The 22,879-nt window shown below is 41.8% G+C and carries 24 protein-coding genes; 5 read left to right on the top strand and 19 right to left on the bottom strand.

Annotated features, from left to right (window positions below; translation table 11 throughout):
- Positions 1-40: 40 nt before the first annotated feature.
- The 4 genes from xerS to J2T50_RS05400 form a co-directional block, all read right to left on the bottom strand.
- On the bottom strand, positions 41-1,111 hold the full coding sequence (gene xerS, locus J2T50_RS05415) for a tyrosine recombinase XerS (RefSeq protein ID WP_253364472.1): 1,071 nt from the start codon (positions 1,109-1,111) through the stop codon (positions 41-43).
- A gap of 189 nt (positions 1,112-1,300) precedes the next feature.
- Positions 1,301-2,848, bottom strand: a complete 1,548-nt coding sequence (gene ffh / locus J2T50_RS05410) for a signal recognition particle protein (protein ID WP_253364464.1) — start codon at positions 2,846-2,848, stop codon at positions 1,301-1,303.
- A gap of 17 nt (positions 2,849-2,865) precedes the next feature.
- Entirely contained in the window at positions 2,866-3,198 is a 333-nt protein-coding gene (locus tag J2T50_RS05405) for a putative DNA-binding protein (protein ID WP_253364463.1), read from the bottom strand.
- A 93-nt stretch (positions 3,199-3,291) separates the two neighbouring features.
- The gene (locus J2T50_RS05400) at positions 3,292-3,990 is read right to left on the bottom strand and encodes a GntR family transcriptional regulator (protein WP_253364462.1); all 699 of its coding nucleotides are present in this window, start codon (positions 3,988-3,990) and stop codon (positions 3,292-3,294) included.
- Positions 3,991-4,123: 133 nt separating this feature from the next.
- Between J2T50_RS05400 and guaA the strand changes: the two genes are divergently transcribed.
- Complete coding sequence (guaA, locus tag J2T50_RS05395) at positions 4,124-5,674, top strand: glutamine-hydrolyzing GMP synthase (protein WP_253364461.1); 1,551 nt, start codon at positions 4,124-4,126, stop codon at positions 5,672-5,674.
- A 120-nt stretch (positions 5,675-5,794) separates the two neighbouring features.
- On the opposite strand, the gene J2T50_RS05390 is transcribed toward guaA, so the two are convergent.
- The 12 genes from J2T50_RS05390 to J2T50_RS05335 form a co-directional block, all read right to left on the bottom strand.
- Positions 5,795-6,571, bottom strand: coding sequence for a DUF6287 domain-containing protein (locus J2T50_RS05390; protein WP_253364460.1), 777 nt, complete (start codon positions 6,569-6,571; stop codon positions 5,795-5,797).
- An 81-nt stretch (positions 6,572-6,652) separates the two neighbouring features.
- On the bottom strand, positions 6,653-7,417 hold the full coding sequence (locus J2T50_RS05385) for an SDR family NAD(P)-dependent oxidoreductase (protein WP_253364459.1): 765 nt from the start codon (positions 7,415-7,417) through the stop codon (positions 6,653-6,655).
- Positions 7,418-7,507: 90 nt separating this feature from the next.
- Entirely contained in the window at positions 7,508-7,774 is a 267-nt protein-coding gene (locus tag J2T50_RS05380) for a type II toxin-antitoxin system RelE family toxin (protein ID WP_253364458.1), read from the bottom strand.
- A 1-nt stretch (position 7,775) separates the two neighbouring features.
- Positions 7,776-7,997 carry a type II toxin-antitoxin system RelB family antitoxin gene (relB, locus tag J2T50_RS05375; protein ID WP_253364456.1) on the bottom strand — a complete coding sequence of 74 codons (222 nt, stop codon included), beginning with the start codon at positions 7,995-7,997 and terminating at the stop codon, positions 7,776-7,778.
- 64 nt (positions 7,998-8,061) lie between these two features.
- Positions 8,062-8,685 carry a lysozyme family protein gene (locus J2T50_RS05370; RefSeq protein ID WP_253364454.1) on the bottom strand — a complete coding sequence of 208 codons (624 nt, stop codon included), beginning with the start codon at positions 8,683-8,685 and terminating at the stop codon, positions 8,062-8,064.
- On the bottom strand, positions 8,682-9,656 hold the full coding sequence (locus J2T50_RS05365) for a nucleoid-associated protein (RefSeq protein ID WP_253364452.1): 975 nt from the start codon (positions 9,654-9,656) through the stop codon (positions 8,682-8,684). Before J2T50_RS05365 ends, J2T50_RS05370 begins: the two co-directional genes overlap by 4 nt.
- Before the next feature lie 3 nt (positions 9,657-9,659).
- Entirely contained in the window at positions 9,660-10,916 is a 1,257-nt protein-coding gene (gene glyA, locus J2T50_RS05360) for a serine hydroxymethyltransferase (protein ID WP_253364450.1), read from the bottom strand.
- Positions 10,917-10,919: 3 nt separating this feature from the next.
- On the bottom strand, positions 10,920-11,354 hold the full coding sequence (locus J2T50_RS05355; protein WP_253364448.1) for a GNAT family N-acetyltransferase: 435 nt from the start codon (positions 11,352-11,354) through the stop codon (positions 10,920-10,922).
- 3 nt (positions 11,355-11,357) lie between these two features.
- Entirely contained in the window at positions 11,358-11,960 is a 603-nt protein-coding gene (locus J2T50_RS05350; protein WP_253364445.1) for an L-threonylcarbamoyladenylate synthase, read from the bottom strand.
- Positions 11,947-12,780 carry a peptide chain release factor N(5)-glutamine methyltransferase gene (gene prmC, locus J2T50_RS05345; protein ID WP_253364443.1) on the bottom strand — a complete coding sequence of 278 codons (834 nt, stop codon included), beginning with the start codon at positions 12,778-12,780 and terminating at the stop codon, positions 11,947-11,949. Before prmC ends, J2T50_RS05350 begins: the two co-directional genes overlap by 14 nt.
- Before the next feature lies 1 nt (position 12,781).
- Positions 12,782-13,861, bottom strand: a complete 1,080-nt coding sequence (gene prfA, locus J2T50_RS05340; protein ID WP_253364441.1) for a peptide chain release factor 1 — start codon at positions 13,859-13,861, stop codon at positions 12,782-12,784.
- A gap of 151 nt (positions 13,862-14,012) precedes the next feature.
- Entirely contained in the window at positions 14,013-14,351 is a 339-nt protein-coding gene (locus tag J2T50_RS05335; protein ID WP_253364440.1) for an ATP cone domain-containing protein, read from the bottom strand.
- 126 nt (positions 14,352-14,477) lie between these two features.
- On the opposite strand from J2T50_RS05335, the gene pepF reads away from it, so the two are divergent.
- Entirely contained in the window at positions 14,478-16,271 is a 1,794-nt protein-coding gene (gene pepF / locus J2T50_RS05330) for an oligoendopeptidase F (protein ID WP_253364438.1), read from the top strand.
- A gap of 45 nt (positions 16,272-16,316) precedes the next feature.
- Here the strand turns inward: pepF and dapA are convergent, their stop codons facing one another.
- The 3 genes from dapA to J2T50_RS05315 form a co-directional block, all read right to left on the bottom strand.
- Positions 16,317-17,252: a 4-hydroxy-tetrahydrodipicolinate synthase gene (gene dapA, locus J2T50_RS05325; RefSeq protein ID WP_253364436.1), complete on the bottom strand. Its 936-nt coding sequence runs from the start codon at positions 17,250-17,252 to the stop codon at positions 16,317-16,319.
- A 26-nt stretch (positions 17,253-17,278) separates the two neighbouring features.
- A complete protein-coding gene (locus J2T50_RS05320; RefSeq protein WP_253364434.1) occupies positions 17,279-18,355 on the bottom strand; it encodes an aspartate-semialdehyde dehydrogenase in 1,077 nt (358 codons plus the stop codon).
- A gap of 172 nt (positions 18,356-18,527) precedes the next feature.
- The gene (locus J2T50_RS05315; protein ID WP_253364429.1) at positions 18,528-20,198 is read right to left on the bottom strand and encodes a formate--tetrahydrofolate ligase; all 1,671 of its coding nucleotides are present in this window, start codon (positions 20,196-20,198) and stop codon (positions 18,528-18,530) included.
- Between the two features lie 196 nt (positions 20,199-20,394).
- Here J2T50_RS05315 and J2T50_RS05310 point away from each other — a divergent pair, with 196 nt between their 5' ends.
- Genes J2T50_RS05310 through J2T50_RS05300 form a run of 3 tightly spaced genes read left to right on the top strand, consistent with a single transcriptional unit; the run spans position 20,395 to position 22,873 of the window.
- Positions 20,395-21,081 (top strand): phosphopantothenate--cysteine ligase, encoded by a 687-nt coding sequence (locus tag J2T50_RS05310; protein WP_253364427.1) that lies wholly within the window; start codon positions 20,395-20,397, stop codon positions 21,079-21,081.
- A 2-nt stretch (positions 21,082-21,083) separates the two neighbouring features.
- A complete protein-coding gene (coaC, locus tag J2T50_RS05305) occupies positions 21,084-21,626 on the top strand; it encodes a phosphopantothenoylcysteine decarboxylase (RefSeq protein ID WP_253364425.1) in 543 nt (180 codons plus the stop codon).
- The gene (locus J2T50_RS05300) at positions 21,623-22,873 is read left to right on the top strand and encodes a threonine/serine exporter family protein (protein WP_253364423.1); all 1,251 of its coding nucleotides are present in this window, start codon (positions 21,623-21,625) and stop codon (positions 22,871-22,873) included. Before coaC ends, J2T50_RS05300 begins: the two co-directional genes overlap by 4 nt.
- The last annotated feature ends 6 nt before the right edge of the window (positions 22,874-22,879 follow it).

The following is a 22,879-nucleotide window of genomic DNA, read 5'->3' as shown; positions in this document are numbered from 1 at the left end:
AAATCAATAACTTTTTTACGTATATTATATTATGTAATTTCTATAGATTATCCAAGGCATTTTTTTGCTCGTCACTGACGATATGGGTATAGAGGTCAGTGACTTGTGTATTGGCATGGCCGAGCTGGTGGCTGACAAGGACTTGTGATTTTGTAGCATCGTAAAGTCGAGTGGCCAGTGTATGGCGCAATTTGTGGGGGGTCACGCGGATTTTGAAGTCAGCTGAGTATTTTGCGACCATTTTTTCTATACTGGAAGCATCCATCCGATTGGGCTTGCCACGGTATTCGGATAAGAAGAAGGCCGTATCCGTTTTTTCAGCCTTGTAGCGTTGTTGGCGGATAGCAGCATAGGCTTCTAGATAAGGCTTAGCAAACCCAGCAACATTGACCGAGTCGCGCTTGCCACCCTTGCGGGTGACATCAATAATCATCATCTTGAGATTGACATCACGAAGATCCAAATTCACTGCCTCTGATAAACGAACTCCAGAAGCTAAGAGAAGTGCTAAAATCGCTAAATCGCGCTCCTTATTTTTTCGGAAAGATGATTTGGCCCGATTAGAGAGCTTGGCCTCATACTCGACATCCACATATTCTAGAAATTCCATGGTTTCGTCGCCCAAAAAGAGCTTTTGCTTGATGTTCTCAGCTCTGGCAGCAAGGGTCTCTTTTTTCTTTTTGGTAGAAACTTTTTTCATGACATTTCGGTAAAAATACGGCTCACCTAGCTCGTTTTCAACCTCCTCAGTCAGATACTTATAGAGACTAGACAAGGCAGACAGAGTACGGTTAATGGTGGTCTGCGATACACCATTTTGCGTCGTATTGGTATTCAGCAAAGGTCGCTCACGCAAATACAGGATAAAGGCCTCCATATCTTTCTTGGTCAAATTTTCCAAAGTATCCAATGAAATATCCGAAATCTGCCGACAATCAACAATCCCAGCATCTATAAGCCATTCAAAAAATCGACGGTATTCTTTAAGATATTCGTATAAAGTTGTAAAACTATAGGGAACAGCCAATTTTGATTGGTAATAATCCAGCACATACCAAGGCATGATAGATTTTAATTCTTCAATTTTTTCAAGCAATAATTCACGACGCATATTTCTCTCCTGTTTCTTGATATTAGTAGTATATCATTTATATCTTTGTTTTTCAAGAAAATTATAGTTTTTCGGAAAGAGGTTAGGTAGAACATATAGAATGCTCATATTGCTGAATATCCTATTTATATAAAATAAATTTACGTAATATATGTTATGTATAAAATAAACAACTCATAATTGAGTTGTTTATTTGCGTTTTTTCTTAGCTTTTTTGATTTTATTGGCTTGGCGCTTCATGGCTGACTTCATGGCGAATTCACCAATTTTACCTTTTAATCCGCCACCAAGCATAGATGACATATCAGGCATGCCATTGGCTCCCATCATTCCTTCTAATGCTGACATGTCCATACCGCTCATATCGGGCATTCCTGGCATATTTTTAGGGAGATTATTTGGAGTAAGTCCCATCTGCTTCATCATTTTAGACATATCACCAGACATAACGCCCTGCATCAGAGATTTGGCTTGGTTAAAGTCTTTGATAAATTTATTGACGTCCACAAAGCTATTTCCAGAGCCTGTCGCGATGCGACGACGACGACTTGGTGTCAGCAAGTCTGGATTTTCACGTTCGGCAGGGGTCATTGAAGAGACAATCGCTCGTTTGCGGGCAATTTCTTTCTGGTCAACTTTAATATTTGCCAAGGCGGGATTTCCAGCCATTCCTGGGATCATTTTAAGCAGTTCTTCCATTGGCCCCATGCTTTGTACCTGGTCTAGTTGGTCAATGAAATCGTTGAAATCAAAGGTGCTTTCTCGCATTTTTTCAGCAAGTTCCAAAGATTTTTGCTCATCGTAATCCTTAGAAGCCTTCTCAATCAAAGTCAGCAAGTCACCCATTCCCAAGATACGGCTAGCCATACGGTCTGGATGGAAAGTTTCAATGTCAGTGATTTTTTCACCAGTACCAGTGAATTTGATTGGTTTGCCAGTGATTTCACGGATAGAAAGCGCCGCACCACCACGGGTATCCCCATCGATTTTCGTGAGAACAACACCGGTAATATCCAGTTGTGCGTTGAATTCACGAGCAACGTTGGCGGCTTCCTGACCAATCATAGAATCAACCACAAGGAGGATTTCAGTTGGCTGAGCCAGTGCTTTGACATCTCGCAATTCTTGCATGAGTTTTTCATCGATTTGCAGACGACCAGCTGTATCGATCAAGACATAATCATGCTTATTTTGTTGGGCGAGTTCAAGACCTTGACGGACAATGTCCACAGCAGCAACTTCTGTTCCAAGATCAAAAACCGGAACATTGATTTGCTGACCAAGTGTTTTTAATTGGTCAATGGCTGCTGGACGGTAGATATCCGCCGCAATCATCATAGGACGCGCCTTTTCTTCCGCAATCAATTTATTGGCTAATTTGCCTGCAAAAGTCGTTTTACCTGCACCTTGAAGACCAACCATCATGATAATAGTTGGAATTTTAGGTGATTTCTCGATTTCTGCCGTCTCAGAACCCAAAATCTCTGTCAATTCTTCATTGACAATCTTGATGATTTGTTGAGAAGCATCAAGTGTTTCGATGATTTCATGACCAACAGCGCGCTCACGAACACGTTTGATAAAGGTTTTTACAACTGGAAGTGCAACATCGGCCTCAAGAAGGGCCATACGAATTTCTTTCGTGACTTCCTGTACTTCTTTTCCGGATAATTTTCCCTTGCGACGTAGATTTTTGAAAACGCTCTGGAGACGTTCTGTTAAACTTTCAAAAGCCATAATCTTCTCTTTTCTTTTTAATCTCGGTTATCAATGCTGGTCAAGATAGCAATTTTTTCCTGCAAAAAGCCATCATCAGCGTATTTTTCTGAAATTTGGTCAAAAATTTGCCCCCGCACAATATAATCAGAATACATGTGCAATTTCATCTCATAATCTTCTAAAATCTTTTCTGTCCGCTTGATGTTATCGTAGACCGCTTGACGACTGACATGAAATTCTTCAGCAATTTCAGCCAAACTATAATCATCTGCATAATAAAGCTCAATATAGTTCATTTGCTTGTCTGTCAAAAGCGCAGCATAAAATTCAAACAGGGCATTCATTCGATTGGTTTTTTCAATTTCCATAAACTTTATTTTACCATATCTGAGCGATTTTTAGTAGGAAAAGTTTTTGAAGAAAAACCAAAAGTTGCGTAATATATATTATGCAACTTTTGGTTAATTATTTTCTAAGTAAAACTCAAAACGGTCTCCTACGTACTGACTACGGACATATTCGAATGCTTGGCCATCCGTAAAGTAAGAAACTTGAGTCAGTGCTAAAATCGCATGCCCTTTTGCCACCTCTAAGTATTCTGCTACACGGTCGCTTGCTGTTTTGGCATAGATTGTCTGTTGGCTTTTTCCAATTTCGTAGCCATTCACCGCCAATGTTTTGAAAAAATGATTGGTAATGTCTGTTTTATTGAAATTTCGGATTAACTTTTCGGGGATAGATGCCACTTCAAATACCAAGGGAACATTGTCAGCATAGCGAATCCGTTCCATCCGAATCACCAAATCATTCGCACCTAATTGAAGACGCTGGCGCTCCGTTTCACTGGCCAACTTTTTCTGATAAGAAATTAGTTTGGTGGATGGAGACTTTCCTTGGGAATGAACGATTTCTGTAAAGGAGGTTGTCCCGCGCATTTTTTCTTGTACACGCGTGCTAGCAACATAGGTTCCAGAACCAACTTTTCGTTCCAGCACTCCTTCTTCTACCAGCATGGTAATAGCTTGACGGAGAGTCATTCGGCTGACATTGAATCGCTCTGCCAAATCTCGTTCACTTGGCAGACGTTCCCCAATCTTCCAAATCTGATCATCAATTTCTTCTTTTATTTTGTCGTGTATCGTTATATAGGCTGCTTTCATTGTCGTACTCCATTTGTTCTCTTTCTATTCTACCAAAATTTTAGATTTTAGACTATTCCTACTGCAAAATGTTCGCTTTTATGTTAAAATATAGTGTAATATCTGATTTTTTTTCAGAATGAAAGGAAAAACAATGACAACTCAAGACATTCAAAAGATTATTGTTCTGGATTATGGTAGCCAGTACAACCAATTGATTGCCCGTCGTATCCGTGAGTTTGGTGTATTTTCTGAATTAAAGAGCCACAAGATTAGCGCTGAAGAAATTCGTGCTATCAATCCGATTGGTATCGTTCTTTCAGGTGGCCCAAATTCAGTTTATGCTGATAATGCATTCGGTATTGATGAAGAAATTTTCGAACTTGGTATCCCAATTCTCGGTATCTGCTACGGTATGCAATTGATTACACATAAGCTCGGTGGTAAGGTTGTGCCTGCTGGTGAAGCTGGAAATCGTGAATACGGTCAGTCAACGCTTCGACTTCGTACAGAATCAGCTCTCTTTGCAGGAACTCCTGAGGAACAACTCGTTCTCATGAGCCATGGAGATGCCGTAACTGAAATTCCAGAAGGTTTCCACCTTGTCGGAGATTCTGCTGACTGTCCATTTGCTGCTATGGAAAATACAGAGAAAAAATTCTACGGTATTCAATTCCACCCAGAAGTACGTCACTCAGTCTACGGAAATGATATGCTGAAAAACTTCGCAATCAATATCTGTGGAGGACGCGGCGACTGGTCAATGGATAACTTTATCGAAATGGAAATTGCCAAAATTCGCCAAACGGTTGGTGATCGCAAAGTTCTTCTTGGTCTTTCAGGCGGTGTGGACTCATCTGTTGTTGGTGTCTTGCTCCAACGCGCCATCGGTAACCAATTGACATGTATCTTCGTTGACCACGGTCTTCTTCGTAAAAATGAAGGTGACCAAGTAATGGACATGCTTGGTGGTAAATTTGGCCTTAACATCATCCGTGTTGATGCTTCAAAACGTTTCCTAGACCTGCTTGCCGGAGTTGACGATCCAGAGAAAAAACGTAAGATTATTGGGAATGAATTTGTCTACGTCTTTGACGACGAAGCTAGCAAATTAAAAGGAGTTGACTTCCTCGCACAAGGAACTCTCTATACTGATATCATCGAGTCAGGTACTGAAACTGCTCAAACCATCAAATCTCACCACAACGTTGGGGGACTTCCTGAAGACATGCAGTTTGAATTGATTGAGCCGCTCAATACTCTCTTCAAAGATGAAGTTCGTGCGCTTGGTACTGCACTTGGCATGCCTGATGAAGTCGTATGGCGCCAGCCATTCCCAGGTCCAGGACTTGCCATCCGAGTTATGGGCGAAATTACTGAGGAAAAACTAGAAACTGTCCGTGAGTCTGATGCCATCCTTCGTGAGGAAATCGCTAAAGCAGGGCTTGACCGTGATGTATGGCAATATTTCACAGTTAATACTGGTGTTCGTTCTGTTGGGGTTATGGGTGACGGTCGTACCTACGACTACACTATCGCTATTCGCGCCATCACTTCTATCGACGGTATGACAGCTGATTTTGCACAACTCCCATGGGATGTACTTAAGAAAATCTCAACTCGTATCGTAAATGAAGTTGACCACGTCAACCGCATCGTCTACGACATTACAAGTAAACCACCAGCAACGGTCGAGTGGGAATAAAAAAGTCTCCCAGACCATTTTAGCAAACAAGTCCTTTAGAGGGCTTGTTTTCATTATGCCTTCAAATCATCATAAAAACTGCCGAAATCACTGATTTCAGCAGTTTTCTTATTACTATTGTTATGGCTGATGTACAACAGTGCCATCTTCAGTTGTAATGGTTCCATTTTGGTAGACAAGGTAGATACTGTTATCATTTCCTTGGATGGTACTGAATGGATTGACCTCCGCCCGGTTATAGTTATCTTCGATAATTTTCCAACCTAGATCACCTAAAATTCGTGTCGCATAGTTGATCGTTTCCTGACCCTGCGTTAAGGAGATCGTTTGATTTGCAGGTGCCACTTCTGTACTATCTGAAACCTTGTAAAAAGTTCCCGAATTCAAAATCGTTTCTGACAGGGCAACCTGTGTTCCTACTAGACGGTCTCGAGTGCCATCCGTACTATCCTTCCCTTCATGAAAATGACTTTGTGGAATGACAACATTTTTAGGTACAAACAGTAGTACAAAGCCTCCTCCGCTTGATTGGTAGGTAATCCCGCCTTGGAGAATACCCTGGTCTTCTTTGGGAGGATTAACCATCGTCACACCAGTTGAAATCAAGCCACTTTGGTCAAAGACAAGCTTATCACCGCTTGCATTTTGCCAGGTACCTGCGATGCTAGAATAATCACCGTTTTGAATTGCTTGAATATTCATCCCTGTTTGAACTGGAGCTTCAGTACTGCTGCTCGATGAAACCGTGGAGGAATCTACCTTAGTGGATGATGATGCTTTGCTGACTTGGCTCGTTTTAGGAGTCTGACTTGTTTTAGTTGTTTCCTTACTAGAACAAGCAACTAGAAGGCTAGCGGTGCTGAGAAGAATTAGGGAGGTGTAAATTGACTTTTTCATATCTTTTCTCCTTTAGAAAATGTTTTTGTAAGGCTAGTATACACTGTTCCTGCTTAGGTGAACATGTCATTTATGTCATGTTTAGTTGTTTTCTTTTTGTACCATAAAGCCTGTGGCTTGCTTGGTTGCCATAATGGTAATATCTGAAATTTGCACATGTGCCGGTTGATTGGCGATATAAAGAGTAATGTCAGCAATATCTTCAGCTTGTAAGGCATCGATTCCTTGATAGACAGAGGCAGCACGATCGCGATCCCCGTGGAAACGTACTTGGCTAAAATCAGTTTCTACAATACCAGGTTGTACTGTCGTAACCTTGATATTTTTATCAATGGTATCAATACGAATCCCGTCACTCAACACCTTAACTGCAGCCTTTGTTGCTGCATAAACTGCCGCACCAGCATAGGCATAAATCCCAGCAGTCGAGCCGATATTGATTACATGACCAGTATTTTTTTCTACCATATTCGGTAAAATACAGCGCGTCACAGCCAGTAGCCCTTTGATATTGGTATCAATCATGGTCATCATGTCCACCATATCGTACTCTTGGAATTTCTCCAACCCCAAAGCCAATCCAGCATTGTTGACCAAGATATCAATTTGTGGCACATCGTGCAGTAGCTGAGAACAAACTATTTCTACTTCTTCCAGCTTCGTCACATCCACTTGATAAATCCAAACTTGAATAGGATAGTGACGATATAGGTCTTCTTTAATTTCTTCCAGTAAGTGTAAACGACGTCCTGTCAAAATGACATTATCACCTGATTTTGCAAAAGCATAGGCAATCGCTTTTCCGATTCCGCTTGTCGCACCTGTAATAAGAACATTTCTTGTCATAACAGCCTCCTTTTTCTTTATATTATACCACTTTCGCCCTAAGCCTGCATATGAGTAGCAAAAAACCGCCATTCAGACGGTTTCACTATTTTATTTTTTGTAAATGTCTCTTCGGTGTCCAAATTCTAAGGCCAGGATAATCATCTTGTCATCCTGAATATCACAAATGAGTCGATAATCACCGATTCGGTAACGCCATTCTCTCGAACGGTCTCCAGTCAAGCCTTTCCCGTGTTGCCGAGGGTCCATCGTCCCCTCCAGATTCTTATCAATCCAAGCAAATAATAGACGTTGAATCTGGCAATCCAGCTTTTTGATTTGCTTTTGAGCTTGCTTAGAATACTCCAATCGATACATCTTAGAAACCTAGTTCCTTCTTAAAATCAGCGTGAGAAATGGTTTCTGTATCTTTTTCATATTCTTTGTAGGCTTGCTGGTAGATATTTAAGTCATACTCATCTTCGATTTGCTCTGCCAGAGCTTTCTTAAATAGTTCAGACAAGGGTTTTCCTGTCAACACGGCATAGCTTTTGAAAAACTCTTCTTCTGTCGCATTCAAGCGCAACGATACTGTACTCATAATCCGCTCCTCCTTAATTGTGTAATACATTGTAACACAATTTATTTTAAATGGCAAGTTTTCCTTATTTAAAGGAGTCAATTGCCGAATCAAGGAAGTTGAAGAATTTCATCAGATATAGGTTGAACTGAACTTGGCGCGAGTAATAGATATTTCCGCCGTTGACATAGAGTTTTCCGCCGTAAAATAGCGCAATGGGGTGATAATAGGTATATTCTGCTCCAGTTGTATTCCCCAGACTAGGAGCAACGACATCGCGAGAATATTTTTTGGACAGTGCAATCGTATTTTCACCGCCGTTTTTAGCGACGTAAGGAATGTAGGCCGGACCGAAATTATAGGCTTGAACAGCTGTCCAGACATCTACTTTTGCTTCTTCTGCAGTTTCGAGATTGTGGCTCAAATAACTGACACCCTGACGAATGCTTTCTTTACTATCCGTTATGGTGTTTGTATAGCCAGTTGCAGATTCGCTAGACTGCATGACATCAGTTTGCTTTCCCTTGGTTTCCGTGTAAATCATGGCTAGAACTAACTCTTCATTAGCGGTTGTATCATTTTCAGCAAGAACTTCTTCCACCAATGGCTGGTATGTCATCACTTGCTGAACAGCTACATGCATTTGATACGCTTTATAAGCCAGAAAAACAAGGACGACCAAGAGAATCGTTCTTGTTAATTTTTTCATTTATTTTGAATATCTTCTATATTTTTGATGAGAATCGAATAGGTTCCATTCTCGTTTTGAATAAACTCGACCGACTCTGCATCTTCGTAGACATTATTTGGGACGATGAGTTCAATTCCATTAGAAAGCGAGAGTTTTTGATTCTCGAATTTCTTGAGTTGGCGGCTGCTGTCAATTTCTGAGAAAGAAATCTTATCAGGAATGACTTCTTTCAACTGGTCCACAAAGGTTAACCGCGCAGTCAGATTGTCCTCAAACAACTGGTCTGCTAGTTTTTCAGGGGAAATCTCATTATCTTCTTCAAGATTATTAAAGATGGCTGATTTAACCTTAGTCTGAAATTGGAAATCATCTCTGTTGAAATTTTCAGCGATTTTCTGAGCTGTTTTCTCGACTTCTTTGATAGACTTTTTAGCCGAGATAGCAGGTTTTTCTTTGAGAATATTGTCCGAAAAATAATTTAAAAAAGCCCCATTGTACTTGATACGCTTTTCAATCAAGAGATACTGGTGAGTTTGCAAATTGAGAATAAAGGCCTCATCCGGAGCAGATCCAGCGCTTGGAAGATTGTTCTGCGTCAACTTCAAAGGACTATCGCTGTCTAATCCAACATGGGCCAGATTTTCCCGCAATGAGATTCGTAGAAAGGCAAATTGCTCGATGCCATTTTTTTCAAAATGTACAAAGATTAAATCATTGGTTTTGAGATTTTCAGACACAGAAAATTCTTCATGCCAAATTTTGGCAATCTGGCATGAAGAATCGATGAGTTGATCAGAGATGAGTTCGAGAAATGAATGATCAGCAGGCAGTTGACCTGTTTTAGCCTCGTCGGAGTAAACACGCTCGATTTTTTTGCGAAGGTATTCTTCAATCTTGGGTGTAATCGTCAGAAGACTGTCTGATAAGACTAACTCGGTATCATCAGCTGAAAATTGATGTATAATTGCTTGTTTAATATAAATATCCATAAATTAGTTTTCGTAAAGTGGGAAACGGTCTGTCAGAGCTTTGACTTCTTGGCGAACTTCTTCAAGAACAGCTTCGTTATCAGCATTTTTCAGTGCTTTAATGATCAAATGAGCTACTTGTTGGCATTCTGCTACACCAAATCCACGAGCTGTCACTGCAGCTGTACCCAGACGAATTCCTGATGTCTTAAATGGAGACAAGGTTTCAAATGGGATTGAATTTTTGTTGAGAGTGATGTGCACTTCGTCCAAGAGGTTTTGTGCTTCTTTTCCGTTTTCAATAACTTTGGTTACGTCTACAAGGAAAACATGATTGTCTGTTCCGCCAGAGATGACGCGGAAGTTTTCATCTTTGTTAAATACCTCAGCCATCGCTTGACAGTTTGTGATGACATTTTGTGCATATTCTTTAAAAGCAGGATCCAAGTTTTCTTTGAAGGCTACGGCTTTGGCAGCAATAATGTGTTCCAATGGTCCACCTTGCATACCTGGAAAGACTGCAGAATTGATTTTCTTAGCAAGCTCTTCGTCGTTTGTCAAAATAAGTCCGCCACGAGGACCACGAAGTGTTTTATGAGTTGTAGTTGTCGTGATATCCGCATAAGGTACTGGACTTGGATGCAAGCCAGCTGCTACTAAACCAGCAATATGCGCCATATCCACCATGAGCTTAGCCCCAACAGCATCCGCAATTTCACGGAATTTCGCAAAATCGATGATACGTGAATAGGCTGAGGCACCTGCAACAATGAGTCTTGGCTGTACTTCTTGAGCGCGTGATAAAATTTCTTGGTAATCAAGTTCTTCGGTTTCTTTGTTGACACCGTAGGCCACGAAGTTGTAGGTTTTTCCAGAGAAATTCACTGGCGAACCATGCGTCAGGTGACCACCAGCTGACAAATCCATTCCGAGTACAGTATCTCCCGGTTGGATCAAAGCCATATAGGCCGCCGCATTGGCTTGACTACCCGAATGTGGTTGAACATTGGCAAATTTTGCGCCAAAGATTTCTTTTGCACGCTCAATCGCAAGAGTTTCAACGACATCGACGACTTCGGTACCACCATAATAGCGTTTCCCAGGATAGCCTTCCGCATATTTATTGGTCAAAATAGAACCTTGAGCGGCCATCACTGCTTTCGAAACAACATTTTCTGAAGCAATCAATTCGATATTTCCCTGTTGACGTGCTTCTTCTGCTGCAATCGCATCCCATAGTTCTACGTCAAATGCTTTGTAATCTTCTTTGTCAAAAATCATGGCTTACCTCACATATTTTATAAATCGTTTTTGGACTTTATCGCTGTCATAACCAGCATGTTCATAAAAAGCATGTGCTTTTTTACGATGACTACCAGAATTTAGGCGAATAAAGTGAAATTGCCGCTCCCTAGCCTCCTTTTCGATGGCTTCTAGGAGTTGTCTACCAATACCTTTTCCTTGAAATTCCTCTAGAACAGCTAGTGCTAGAAGATTAAATCCAGCCTCTGAGTAGAGGCTTTCATAGACCTCAGCATGGATATAGCCGACTATAGAGCCACTATCCTCATCTTCAAATCCTAGAAAGAAATGGTGAGAATCGGCTGTTAATCGTCTAAATTGCTGCATTGTTTTCTCTATCGAATTGGGATAGCCAAGTGCGTATTCGTTAATATCACGAATGGCCTCCATATCCTCGACAACTAGGGCTCGAATCATATTCTACTCCTCAAATGGAATTTCAGGAACTTTAGCCAGTAATTCCTCCTTGGTAATCGCACCTTGGCGAAGAATACGAGCTGTTTTCCCAGACAAATCAAGAATAGTCGAATCCTGACCAGTAATCGCTTCATCATCCGCAATCCCTATCACTTGCTGATTGAAATCCTTGATGATATCAGAGAATTTCTTGCCACTTTCCTGCCCTGAAATATTTGCAGATGGACCAATCAAGGGACCAGTTTCGGCAATAATTTGGAGCGTTTGTGGGTGATTTGGGGTGCGGAATCCAACTGTAGGAAGTCCTGAGTTAATCCAGTGTGGAACTTGATCATTGGCCTCTAGAATAATGGTCAAGGGACCAGGCATAAAACTATTATACACTTTTTTTACAAAATCAGGAACATTTCGACTGTATTTTAAGACATCGTTCAGATTTAACACATTTAAGTTCATGGCTTTGTCTTTTGGTCTATGTTTTAATTGATAAACCCTTTCGACAGCATCTTCGTTTAAAGCCTCTGCAAATAGGCCATAGACCGTTTCCGTCGGTAAAACAACTGCTCCACCAGATTGGATAATTGTTCGTATATTACGATTTTCCATAGATAGCCACCATTCGTTCTTTGCCAAAAAGGTCTTTTAAAACCTGGCACTGCTTATGCGGAAGATATGTTTTTGCCAAATCCTGCAAATCTTGCCCTTGCTTGTAGCCGATTTCCAAATAGATTTTCCCATTCTCATTTGAAAATGACGTAGCATCACTCAAAATGGTACGATAGATAGCCAGACCATTTTCCTCTGCAAAAAGCGCCGAGTGCGGCTCATGCATGTAGACATTTGTCGCAACTTCAGCCGTATCCTCAAAAGCAATATAAGGAGGATTTGAAATAATGATATCAAACTGACCTTGGATATTCTCGTAGACATCTGACTGCAGGAATTGAACGTCAAGTTTGTTAAGCTCAGCATTTTCACGCGCAATCATCAACGCTTCCTGCGAAATGTCAGAAGCCAGAACCTCCCAATGAGGTCGAGCACTTTTCAAGGCCAAGGCGATCGCCCCACTTCCTGTGCCAATGTCCAAAACTCGAAGATTTTCAGACTCATTTTGTGACAAAACCAAGTCCACTAACTCTCCCGTTTCTGGTCGAGGGATGAGAACATCAGGGCTGACTTTCAAGGTCAAATCTCTAAAATAAGCCCGTCCCGTAATATGCTGTGCAGGAATGTGTTGTGCCAACTGCCCAAAAATCTCTTCTAACAGCGACTGGTCTTCCACTGAAATCTCTCTCGGAAAATGAAGAATCAAATCCGTCAAAGTCCAACTTTTCAGCTCCTTAAAGACATAAGAGAGGCTTTCTTTTTCCTCTCCTAATACTTCTAATTCACTTTCTAGCTGGCTAATGAGTTGTCCATAGGTCATATTACTTGTTCAACTTTTCCAGTTTTTGCGTTTGGTCATAGAGCACCAAGGCATCGACAACCTCGTCTAATTTCCCAGATAAGATTGTGTCCAATTTTTGAAGTGTCAATCCAATACGGTGATCTGTCACACGGTTTTGAGGGAAATTGTAGGTCCGGATACGCTCTGAACGATCACCAGTACCGATGGTTGACTTACGTTCAGCATCTTGCTCATCTTGGGCAATTTGTGCAAAGTGGTCAGCCACACGCGCGCGAATAATTTTCATGGCCTTGTCACGGTTTTTCTGCTGCGTACGTTCTTCTTGCATTTCGACTTTGATATTGGTTGGCAAGTGAACGATACGTACGGCTGTTGCTACCTTATTGACGTTCTGTCCACCCGCACCAGATGCGTGATAGATATCGACACGAAGGTCTTTTGGATCAATATCGTATTCCACTTCTTCCACTTCTGGCATAACCAAAACAGTGGCTGTCGAAGTATGAACACGCCCTTGACTTTCCGTTACAGGGACACGTTGGACACGATGAGCACCTGATTCATACTTCAACTTAGAATAAACTGCTTGACCTGAAACCATGGCAACCACTTCTTTGATACCGCCTACGCCGTTATAAGAAGCTTCCATGACTTCAAAGCGCCAGCCTTGTCCTTCAGCAAATTTTTGGTACATTTGCAACAAATCGCCGGCAAAGAGAGCAGCCTCGTCCCCGCCTGCAGCACCACGAATTTCCAAGAGAATGTTCTTGTCGTCGTTGGGGTCTTTTGGAAGAAGCAAGATTTTTAATTTTTCTTCATAGGCTTCTTTTGCAGCTTTGGACTCTTTTAACTCTTCCTTAGCCATTTCCTCTAATTCGGCATCGCCCGCTGCGTCTTTAATCATTTCTTCAGCGTCAGCAATGTTTTGAATGACTTGCTTGTACTCACGATAAGCTGTGACAGTATCGCGTGTATTCGCCTCTTCACGAGACAATTCCATAAAACGTTTGGTGTCAGAAACCACATCTGGGTCACTGAGCAATTCGCCTAATTCTTCATAGCGATCTTCAACTGTTTGTAATTGATCATAGATATTCATATCTAAAAGGTAACCTCATACTTTTTCAAAATTTCTGCCTACTATTATACCATAAAATGAGAAGAATTTGGAGAAAGGAAAGTCTAGAACTCACCTCTTATCCAAATTTTTAAAAAAACAAAAACAGCCTTTCGGCTGCTCTAGTTTTCACTTAACGCGTTTGCTCAAAACGTAAATGCACAATAATTTGGTCAGAGTATCCGTTACGCTCCAAGTCTCGTTGAAGACGGTAGGAGATATAGTGCTCCGCAATAGCGATATAGCCCGCATCAATGAGACGGTGCTCCACCTGAGATTGAACCATGCTGATAGTTGGACGTTCTGTCTGCGCCTCTTCTAAGTCAATAACAACTTTTTTTGTCACTTCAGCAAGATTTTTTCTCCATGTGTCGTCAATCACGTAGACAGTCTGTGCCGCTTTGATAATGGCTTGATAAATTTTTTCAGGGTCAAATTCGACAACTTCACCGCTTCTTTTAATAACTTGCATACTAGCTCCTTTTCGCATTCTTACAGGCTTTTATTACTTCTATTATCTAAGGAAATAGGACTTTTGTCAAGTTTTTGATACGACTGTGGTATAATGATTTTTAGGAAAAATAAAAAAGGAGTTCTTATGACAAATGCAATGCTAAAACGTCAAGAAGTTGACGTCAAAGACACCTGGGACACATCCCTAATCTATGAAAATGACCAAACTTTCAAAACAGCTTTGACTGCTTTCAAAGAAACCGCGAAAAATTTTGAAAAAAATTATAAAAACCAGTTAAACACGGTAGAAACTATCGTTGCAGCCTTGGCAGAATACGAAACTATTTTAACCGTTCAAAGCAAGCTATCCCACTACGCCTTCTTAAATCTAGACGTGGACAAGATGAATGCCGAATTGGCAAGTCAAGCCAATGAATTTGAACTCGTTCATGCAGAAACTTATCCAGCACTTGCCTTCTTGTCAACTGAACTTGGTCTCCAAGAAACAGCATTGTTGGAAGAAGTCATTGCTCAACATCCTGAATGGACGAGCTTCATCAACCACATCATCCGTTGGAAACCACATAATTTAGACCCACTTCAAGAAGAACTCTTGGCGAAATTTGCCCCAACCTTCTCACAAGCATACAGCAACTATGAAACGACCAAGTTTGAAGATATGACCTTTGACAACTTTGAGGCCAATGGTACATCCTACGGAAATAGTTATGTCCTCTACGAAAATGACTATGAAATCAGCCACGATACTGAGCTTCGTCGCAAGTCAGCTGAAAGTTTTTACGCTACTCTTCGTAAATACAAAAACACGACTGCCGCAACTTACCTGGCTCATGTGAAAAACGAGCAAATCGAAGCCAAATTACGCGGATTTGACTCAACCATCGACTACCTTCTTTTCCAACAAGATATCTCTCGAGACCTTTTTGACCGTCAAATTGACGTCATCATGAAAGAATTGGCTCCTCACATGCGTCGTTTTATCAAATTGATGGCGGCTTCGCACGGCTTGGATAAGATTACACATGCTGACTTGAAGATTAGTTTGCCATCTGAATTCAATCAACGCATCACACCAGAAGAATCGAAACAATTCTTAGTTGATTGCCTTGGTTTCCTCGGTGAAGATTATGTGAAGATGATTGAGCAAGCCTTTGATGAGCGCTGGATTGACTTTGCGCAAAATGAAGGCAAGGCTACAGGCGGATACTGTGCTACACTTTATGACGGACCATCTTACATTCTCCTCAATTGGACCGGTCTCATGAATGAAGTTCTGGTTCTTGCTCACGAACTCGGACATGCTGGTCATTTCCAATTAGCCAAAAAACAGAGCATTCTGAACTATGATCCATCGCTGTATTTCATTGAAGCACCATCTACTGCCAACGAAGTCTTGACATGTAATACTCTTCTCAAGCAAAATGAAGACCCTAACTTCAAGGCCTACTTGATTAGTGAATTGATTAGCCGGACTTATTTCCATAATATGGTGACTCACCTTCTAGAAGCTGCCTTCCAACGCGAAGTTTACACGCGTATGGATAACGATGAATACCTCAACGGCGATATCCTCTGCAAAATCAAGCTCTCTATCATGAAAGAATTCTGGGGAGATGAGTTTGAAATCGGAGAGGACGCTGGACTTATCTGGATGCGCCAACCGCACTACTACATGGGACTATATCCATACACCTACTCTGCTGGATTGACGATTGGTACTGCCATGGCCAAGCAATTAGAAGAAAATCCCACCGAAATTGTTGAAAAATGGTTTGAAACCTTGTCACTCGGTGCTAGCCTCTCTGCCCAAGAATTGGCACAGCATGCTGGTGTGGATGTCTCTACTGACAAACCATTGAAAGACACCATTGCCTATGTCGGCTCACTGGTTGACCAGTTGGAAACCTTAACAAAATAGCATAATAAAAACTGTGATTCGAAATTGAATCACAGTTTTTATTTTCTAATAATCAGGTCGAATAACCCCTGTCACCGTCTCACGAGTCGCTTCGATGTCTTCTTCTAGGACTACCTTGACAATGCGTTTTGACTCTTCAGGTGTACATGGAACAAGCGGCAAACGTAATGGCCCAACTTCAAAACCAAGATGATTGAGCAAGGCTTTAACAGGCGCTGGACTAACCACAGAAAAGAGAGCATGTACTTTGGGTAAGAACTGACGCTGAATTTTAGCTGCCTTTTGAATATCACTGGCTTTGATAGCTTGGAACATATCAAAAATTTCATCCCCACAAACGTGAGAAGCAACGCTAATCAGCCCATCTGCTCCCAAATTCATGGCATGAAAGGCTTCGCCATCTTCACCAGAAAAAATCAAGAAATCGTCTGGTTTGTGCTCGATGAGGTAGGCCATATTATCCAAAGTTGTACATTCTTTTACACCGATAATGTTTGGATGTTCAGCCAGACGCAACATGGTATCAGGGTCTACTTCTACAACCACGCGCCCAGGGATATTGTAAATGATAATCGGTAAATCAGAAGCATCTGCAATGGCTTTAAAATGCTGATACAGACCTTTTTGATTTGGTTTATTATAGTAGGGAACAATGGCCAAACCTGCAGCAAATCCGCCAAATTCGGCAACTTCTTTGGCAAATTCCACGGAGTCGCGCGTGTCATTTGTCCCGATACCTGCAATCAGGGGAACGCGACCATTGACAATTTTTTGCACTGCATCAAAGAGTTCCAACTCTTCTTCGTGGGTCAAAGTTGGACTTTCAGCAGTTGTTCCTGCCAATAATAAGCCTTCTGTATGATGGGCAAGTAATTCTTCAATCAGCTTAGGCAGTGCTTCAAAGTTGATGGAGCCATCAGCTTTGAAGGGAGTCACCATCGCGGTAATGATATTGACATTGCGTAAATCTTGGATAGACATAGGCATCCTTTCCAAATAGCTTTCGCTTATTTTAATTCAAATTTTAAGTCAGTAGTTGGGCGGACTAAGCCACGTTCGTGAAGAGTTTCTGCGATTTGAACAGAATTCCAAGCAGCGCCTTTTAGCAAGTTGTCGGAAACGACCCACATGTGGATTCCTTTTTCTGCATCAAGGTCTTTACGGATACGACCAACAAAAGTATCACGACTTCCAACAGCATTGATAGCCTGAGGGTAGATTTGGTGAGCGACGTCGTCCTCTAGTACTGCACCTGGGAAGGCCGCAATGGCCGCTTTGACTTCCTCAATTGGTGCCACTTCTTTTGTTTCGATATAAACAGACTCAGAATGGGCAGACAAAACTGGAATGCGGACACAGGTTGCTGATACAGCAATGCTGTCGTCTTCCATAATTTTCTTGGTTTCTTTTGTCATTTTCATTTCTTCGTAAGTGTAGTCGTTGTCAGTGAAGACGTCGATTTGTGGAAGAGCATTGAAGGCGATTGGATAATGTTTTTTGTCGCCGCCTGATGGGAGAATAGTTGCTTCAACATCTTTTGGATTGACACCGTCATTTAAGACTGAGCGGAGTTGAGCTTGTGTTTCCAAGATAGCACCCATACCAGCACCTGATACGGCTTGATAAGTCGATACGATGATACGGTCCAAGCCCCATTTTTGACGAACTGGCTCCAAAGCTACCATCATTTGAATCGTTGAACAGTTTGGACAAGCGATAATGCCATTATGGGCATCGAGTGCATGGGCGTTGACTTCAGGCACAACCAAAGGGACATCAGGATTTTGACGGAAATAAGAAGTATTATCCACGACAACTGCTCCTGCTTTGACCGCATATGGAGCGTATTTTGCAGAGGTAGAGCCACCAGCAGAGAAAAGCGCGATATCGACCCCGCCAAAAGTATCTTCTGTCGTTTCTTCGATGACAATATCTTGTCCTTTAAATTGCAATGTCTTACCAGCTGAGCGAGAAGACGCCAAAAAACGTACTTTTTCGATAGGAAGTGTTGATTCTTCCAACATTTTAATCATCTGTGCGCCAACTGCGCCTGTAGCACCAACAACTGCAACTGTATAAGCCATAAGGTTACCTCTTTCAAAATTAAATTTATACAATTATACTATATTTTTTTTCAAAACAAAAGGGATTTTTCAGAAAATTCCTGCATTTCTATAATTTATAGAGGATAGCTCGGCAGATTAGATTTAGTATAAAAAAACAAAGCTGGAATAAACCAACTTTGCTGTATCTGATTTAGAATAAACCGAGCGCTGTGCCGTCTTCTGCCACATCCATATTGAGAGCGGCTGGTTTTTTAGGAAGTCCTGGCATGGTCATGACATCTCCAGTAAGAGCAACGATGAAGCCCGCTCCCAGCTTCGGTACGACCTCACGAATCGTAACTTCAAATCCTCTTGGTGCACCGAGAAGAGTTGGGTCGTCTGAGAAACTGTATTGGGTTTTAGCCATACAAACTGGTAAGTTGTCCCAACCATTTTTCACGATTTGTGCAATTTGTGTCTTAGCTTTCTTTTCGAAAACGACCTTGTCAGCACGATAGATTTCACGCGCTACTGTCGCAATTTTTTCCTCGATTGACTGAGAGTCGTCATAGAGACGCTTGTAGTCTGACGGTGTCGCATCAATTGTTTTTACAACCGTTTGGGCTAACGCCACACCACCTTCAGCGCCGTCGGCCCAAACGCTAGCTAATTCAACAGGGACATCGATAGCCGCACACAGTTCACGAAGTTGGGCAATTTCTGCTTGGGTATCTGCTACAAATTCATTGATAGCCACGACAACGGGAACACCGTATTTGCGCATATTTTCCACGTGCTGAGCCAAGTTGGCAAAACCTTCTTTTACAGCCGCAACATTTTCTAGACTCAAATCTTCCTTAACGATACCGCCATTCATTTTCAGTGCACGAAGGGTTGCCACTACGACAATGGCATCTGGTGTGGTTGGTAGATTTGGTGTTTTGATATCCAAGAATTTCTCTGCACCAAGATCCGCTCCAAATCCAGCCTCTGTCACCACATAGTCTGCTAAACGAAGAGCTGTTGCAGTTGCCAAGACAGAGTTACATCCATGGGCAATATTGGCAAAAGGACCACCGTGAACAAATGCTGGCGTTCCATAGATAGTTTGCACCAAGTTTGGCTTGATAGCGTCTTTTAGAATGAGTGTCAGGGCTCCTTCTACTTGCAAATCTCGGACATAAACTGGACTGCGGTCATAACGATAGCCAATGACAATGTTAGCCAAGCGTTTCTTCAAATCAGCTAAATCCGTTGCTAAGCAAAGGATGGCCATAATTTCTGAAGCCACTGTAATATCAAAACCGTCTTCACGTGGAATACCGTTTAGCGGACCGCCAAGTCCTACGGTCACATGACGCAGAGCGCGGTCATTCAAATCAACTACTCGTTTCCAGATAATCCGTCGTTGATCGATACCAAGTTCATTTCCTTGGTGGAGATGATTGTCAATCAAGGCTGACAAAGCGTTATGAGCTGTCGTGATAGCATGCATGTCTCCTGTAAAGTGGAGATTGATGTCTTCCATCGGAAGAACTTGTGCATAGCCGCCACCAGCTGCGCCTCCCTTAATCCCCATGACAGGACCGAGTGATGGTTCCCGTAGGGCAATCATGGTTTTCTTGCCAATTTTATTGAGGGCGTCCGCCAAGCCGATACTCATGGTAGATTTACCTTCACCGGCAGGCGTTGGATTGATAGCTGTGACTAAAATCAGTTTTCCAACAGGATTTTTTTGAACAGCTTTAATTTTATCAAAGGTTAATTTTGCTTTGTACTTACCGTAAAGCTCAATATCATCAAAGGCAATACCTAATGGTGCTACAACCTCTGTAATCGGCTTTAAGGGAACACTTTGTGCGATTTCAATATCCGTTTTCATTCTATCACCTCACAATAAGATAGTCTTATCATAACAGATATTCGTTTTTATTGCACGTATTTTGTATATAAAAAATAAAACGTCCGCTTTTTACCTATTTTTGTAAAAAGTTAAGAAAATATCATACTGTTTTATTCGCCTTTGTAAGAGGTTGCTAAAACTTTACGAAAATCATAAATTCTTGTACAATAAGAACATGAAAATTTTGATTACTTCAGGCGGAACAAACGAATCCATCGACCAGGTTCGCGCCATTACAAATCATTCAACAGGCCAGCTTGGGAAGATCATTGCTGAGACATTTCTAGAGGCAAATTTCCCTGTCACCTTGGTCACTACCAAGCATGCCGTCAAACCGCAGCCACACCCACTTCTTCATATAGTAGAAATCTCCAATGTGGAAAGTCTACAAAGTAGTCTCGAGCCACTTGTCAAAGAACATGATGTGCTCATTCATAGCATGGCTGTATCTGACTACACACCAGTCTACATGACTGGTCTGGATGAAGTCGAGCAGACGAACAAGATTCGTGATTTACTGACCAAATCCAATACAGAAACCAAGATTTCTTCTCAAAACGACTATCAAGTTCTGTTTCTCAAAAAAACACCAAAGGTCATCTCGAAAGTCAAGGAATGGAATCCAGCCATTCAGCTGATTGGTTTCAAGTTACTAGTGGATGTCAGCAAAGAAGAATTATTTGCTGTGACGCGTGAGAGTCTGGCGAAAAATAAGGCTGACTATATCGTTGCTAATGATTTACGAGACATCAATTCGGAAGGTCACAAGGCATTTTTAGTTGATAAAGAAACTGAGCAGCTGGCTTCAACAAAAGAAGAAATCGCTCAACTCCTCCTCAAGCTCGTCTTAGAAAAGAGGTAATCATGGCACGTATCACACTAGCTGTAACGGGATCGATTTCGGCCTATAAGGCAGCTGATTTAAGTAATGAATTGACCAAGTTAGGGCATGAGGTTACTGTACTGATGAGCCGGTCAGCCACACAATTTATCAGCCCACTTACTCTACAGTCTTTAACAAAAAATCCAGTTCATACTGATATCATGCAAGAAGAAGACCCGTCTTCTATCAAGCATATTGACTTAGCAAAAAATACAGATTTGTTTTTAGTTGCACCTTTGTCTGCCAATACCTTAGCCAAATTGGCCCATGGGATGGCAGATAACATTGTGACGGCGGTCGCCTTGGCTTTGCCAATGGGTGTCCCAAAATTAATTGCACCTGCCATGAACACCAACATGTACCTTAATCCTGCAAGTCAACACAATCTACAGCTACTTCGTTCTTATGGCTTTGAAGAAATTAAGCCACGCGAATCCTTGCTGGCTTGTGGCGACTTTGGGACGGGAGCTTTAGCGACAATCGATACCATCCTAGACGAGGTTCAACAACGATGTCAAAAATGAGAATTAAAACCGAAACCACTGCGATGGAAGTTGTCGTTTGGGTAGGAGAATTGCTCATGGAAAGCGGCGCTGAAATCTACCGTATCGAAGATACCATGAAACGGATTGCGGCTCGACTTGGCATCCAAAATTTTGAAACTTATGTGGTCAATCAAGGAATCATCACTTCTGGTTTGGACAAGGAAGACAATCATCTAGGTAAGGCCTATACTACAAAAGACGTATCCATCCATATGGGGAAATTAGAAGCGGTTAATGCTCTATCACGCCAAATCGTCAAAGGAGAGGTATCTGACTTAGAGGATATTTCACAGCGGTTAGACAGGATTGAACATTTTCCAAAACAGTCTTTGTTACTGACTTTATTTGCCTATTTCTTGGGTGCAGGTGGATTTTCAATGGCGCTTGGAAGTGGTTTTCTCGACGCACTTGCATCTGCCATGACAGGATTGATTTTAGGGCTTGTCTATCATCTCATCTCTCCCAAAATTCATGCTGGATTTATTCATACCATTATCGGAAGTGCGGTTATCACGCTTTCTGCCAGTTTATTGCTTTATTTGCATGTCGGACAGCACTTGGGACCAATTGTACTAGGTGCACTGATGACCTTGATACCAGGAGCATTTTTTGTCAATTCTATCCGTGAATTTTCTCAAAACAATTATTCGACAGGGTTGACCTTACTCATGTCTGCCTTGTTATCTTGTATTTCACTTTCCGTTGGTGTGGTGACCGTGCTTGAAGCTCTTCCTTTTGCTGAGCAGATGACCGCAGCATTTACTAGCACGATTGCAACTCCAATGGATTTTGTGATTCGTGCCCTAACAGCTGCAGTTGGTACAGTCGCATTTGCCCTACTTTACCACGTTCCCAAGCGTTATCTAGTCTACATCGGTATCTTAAGCGGTCTTTCTTGGCTGGTCTATTTGCTTATCTTTGAGTACCATCACATAGATGCCCTGGCCGTCTTTTTTTCCAGTCTGATGGTGGCCTTTTGTTCCCGTTGGTTGGCTGTGCGTAAAAAATGCCCGATGACTTTATTTTTATCTACTAGCATTTTTCCGCTTATTCCTGGATTGAGCTTCTACCGGGCTGTTTATTTCGTATTGACTGGTGCAGATACTTTGGCTGTAGAATATTTGCGCATCAGCTTCATCACAGCCTTTACAATCGCTATTGCTATCGGCATTGTGCAGCAATTTTCGACAAATTATCCCCGCTTTTTTGCCCAAAAACAAGGGTAAGACCTG

Source organism: Streptococcus gallinaceus (genome assembly GCF_024170225.1).
In the GTDB taxonomy this organism is placed as follows: domain Bacteria; phylum Bacillota; class Bacilli; order Lactobacillales; family Streptococcaceae; genus Streptococcus; species Streptococcus gallinaceus.
The sequence above is the reverse complement of the archived record's forward strand: the minus strand, read 5'-3'. Positions and strand labels throughout refer to the sequence as shown.

Bases quoted from the DNA above. Each gene is read 5' to 3' on its own strand.
- xerS (WP_253364472.1), bottom strand. From the start codon at position 1,111: ATGCGTCGTGAATTATTGCTTGAAAAAATTGAAGAATTAAAATCTATC.
- ffh (WP_253364464.1), bottom strand. From the start codon at position 2,848: ATGGCTTTTGAAAGTTTAACAGAACGTCTCCAGAGCGTTTTCAAAAAT.
- J2T50_RS05405 (WP_253364463.1), bottom strand. From the start codon at position 3,198: ATGGAAATTGAAAAAACCAATCGAATGAATGCCCTGTTTGAATTTTAT.
- J2T50_RS05400 (WP_253364462.1), bottom strand. From the start codon at position 3,990: ATGAAAGCAGCCTATATAACGATACACGACAAAATAAAAGAAGAAATT.
- guaA (WP_253364461.1), top strand. From the start codon at position 4,124: ATGACAACTCAAGACATTCAAAAGATTATTGTTCTGGATTATGGTAGC.
- J2T50_RS05390 (WP_253364460.1), bottom strand. From the start codon at position 6,571: ATGAAAAAGTCAATTTACACCTCCCTAATTCTTCTCAGCACCGCTAGC.
- J2T50_RS05385 (WP_253364459.1), bottom strand. From the start codon at position 7,417: ATGACAAGAAATGTTCTTATTACAGGTGCGACAAGCGGAATCGGAAAA.
- J2T50_RS05380 (WP_253364458.1), bottom strand. From the start codon at position 7,774: ATGTATCGATTGGAGTATTCTAAGCAAGCTCAAAAGCAAATCAAAAAG.
- relB (WP_253364456.1), bottom strand. From the start codon at position 7,997: ATGAGTACAGTATCGTTGCGCTTGAATGCGACAGAAGAAGAGTTTTTC.
- J2T50_RS05370 (WP_253364454.1), bottom strand. From the start codon at position 8,685: ATGAAAAAATTAACAAGAACGATTCTCTTGGTCGTCCTTGTTTTTCTG.
- J2T50_RS05365 (WP_253364452.1), bottom strand. From the start codon at position 9,656: ATGGATATTTATATTAAACAAGCAATTATACATCAATTTTCAGCTGAT.
- glyA (WP_253364450.1), bottom strand. From the start codon at position 10,916: ATGATTTTTGACAAAGAAGATTACAAAGCATTTGACGTAGAACTATGG.
- J2T50_RS05355 (WP_253364448.1), bottom strand. From the start codon at position 11,354: ATGATTCGAGCCCTAGTTGTCGAGGATATGGAGGCCATTCGTGATATT.
- J2T50_RS05350 (WP_253364445.1), bottom strand. From the start codon at position 11,960: ATGGAAAATCGTAATATACGAACAATTATCCAATCTGGTGGAGCAGTT.
- prmC (WP_253364443.1), bottom strand. From the start codon at position 12,780: ATGACCTATGGACAACTCATTAGCCAGCTAGAAAGTGAATTAGAAGTA.
- prfA (WP_253364441.1), bottom strand. From the start codon at position 13,861: ATGAATATCTATGATCAATTACAAACAGTTGAAGATCGCTATGAAGAA.
- J2T50_RS05335 (WP_253364440.1), bottom strand. From the start codon at position 14,351: ATGCAAGTTATTAAAAGAAGCGGTGAAGTTGTCGAATTTGACCCTGAA.
- pepF (WP_253364438.1), top strand. From the start codon at position 14,478: ATGACAAATGCAATGCTAAAACGTCAAGAAGTTGACGTCAAAGACACC.
- dapA (WP_253364436.1), bottom strand. From the start codon at position 17,252: ATGTCTATCCAAGATTTACGCAATGTCAATATCATTACCGCGATGGTG.
- J2T50_RS05320 (WP_253364434.1), bottom strand. From the start codon at position 18,355: ATGGCTTATACAGTTGCAGTTGTTGGTGCTACAGGCGCAGTTGGCGCA.
- J2T50_RS05315 (WP_253364429.1), bottom strand. From the start codon at position 20,198: ATGAAAACGGATATTGAAATCGCACAAAGTGTTCCCTTAAAGCCGATT.
- J2T50_RS05310 (WP_253364427.1), top strand. From the start codon at position 20,395: ATGAAAATTTTGATTACTTCAGGCGGAACAAACGAATCCATCGACCAG.
- coaC (WP_253364425.1), top strand. From the start codon at position 21,084: ATGGCACGTATCACACTAGCTGTAACGGGATCGATTTCGGCCTATAAG.
- J2T50_RS05300 (WP_253364423.1), top strand. From the start codon at position 21,623: ATGAGAATTAAAACCGAAACCACTGCGATGGAAGTTGTCGTTTGGGTA.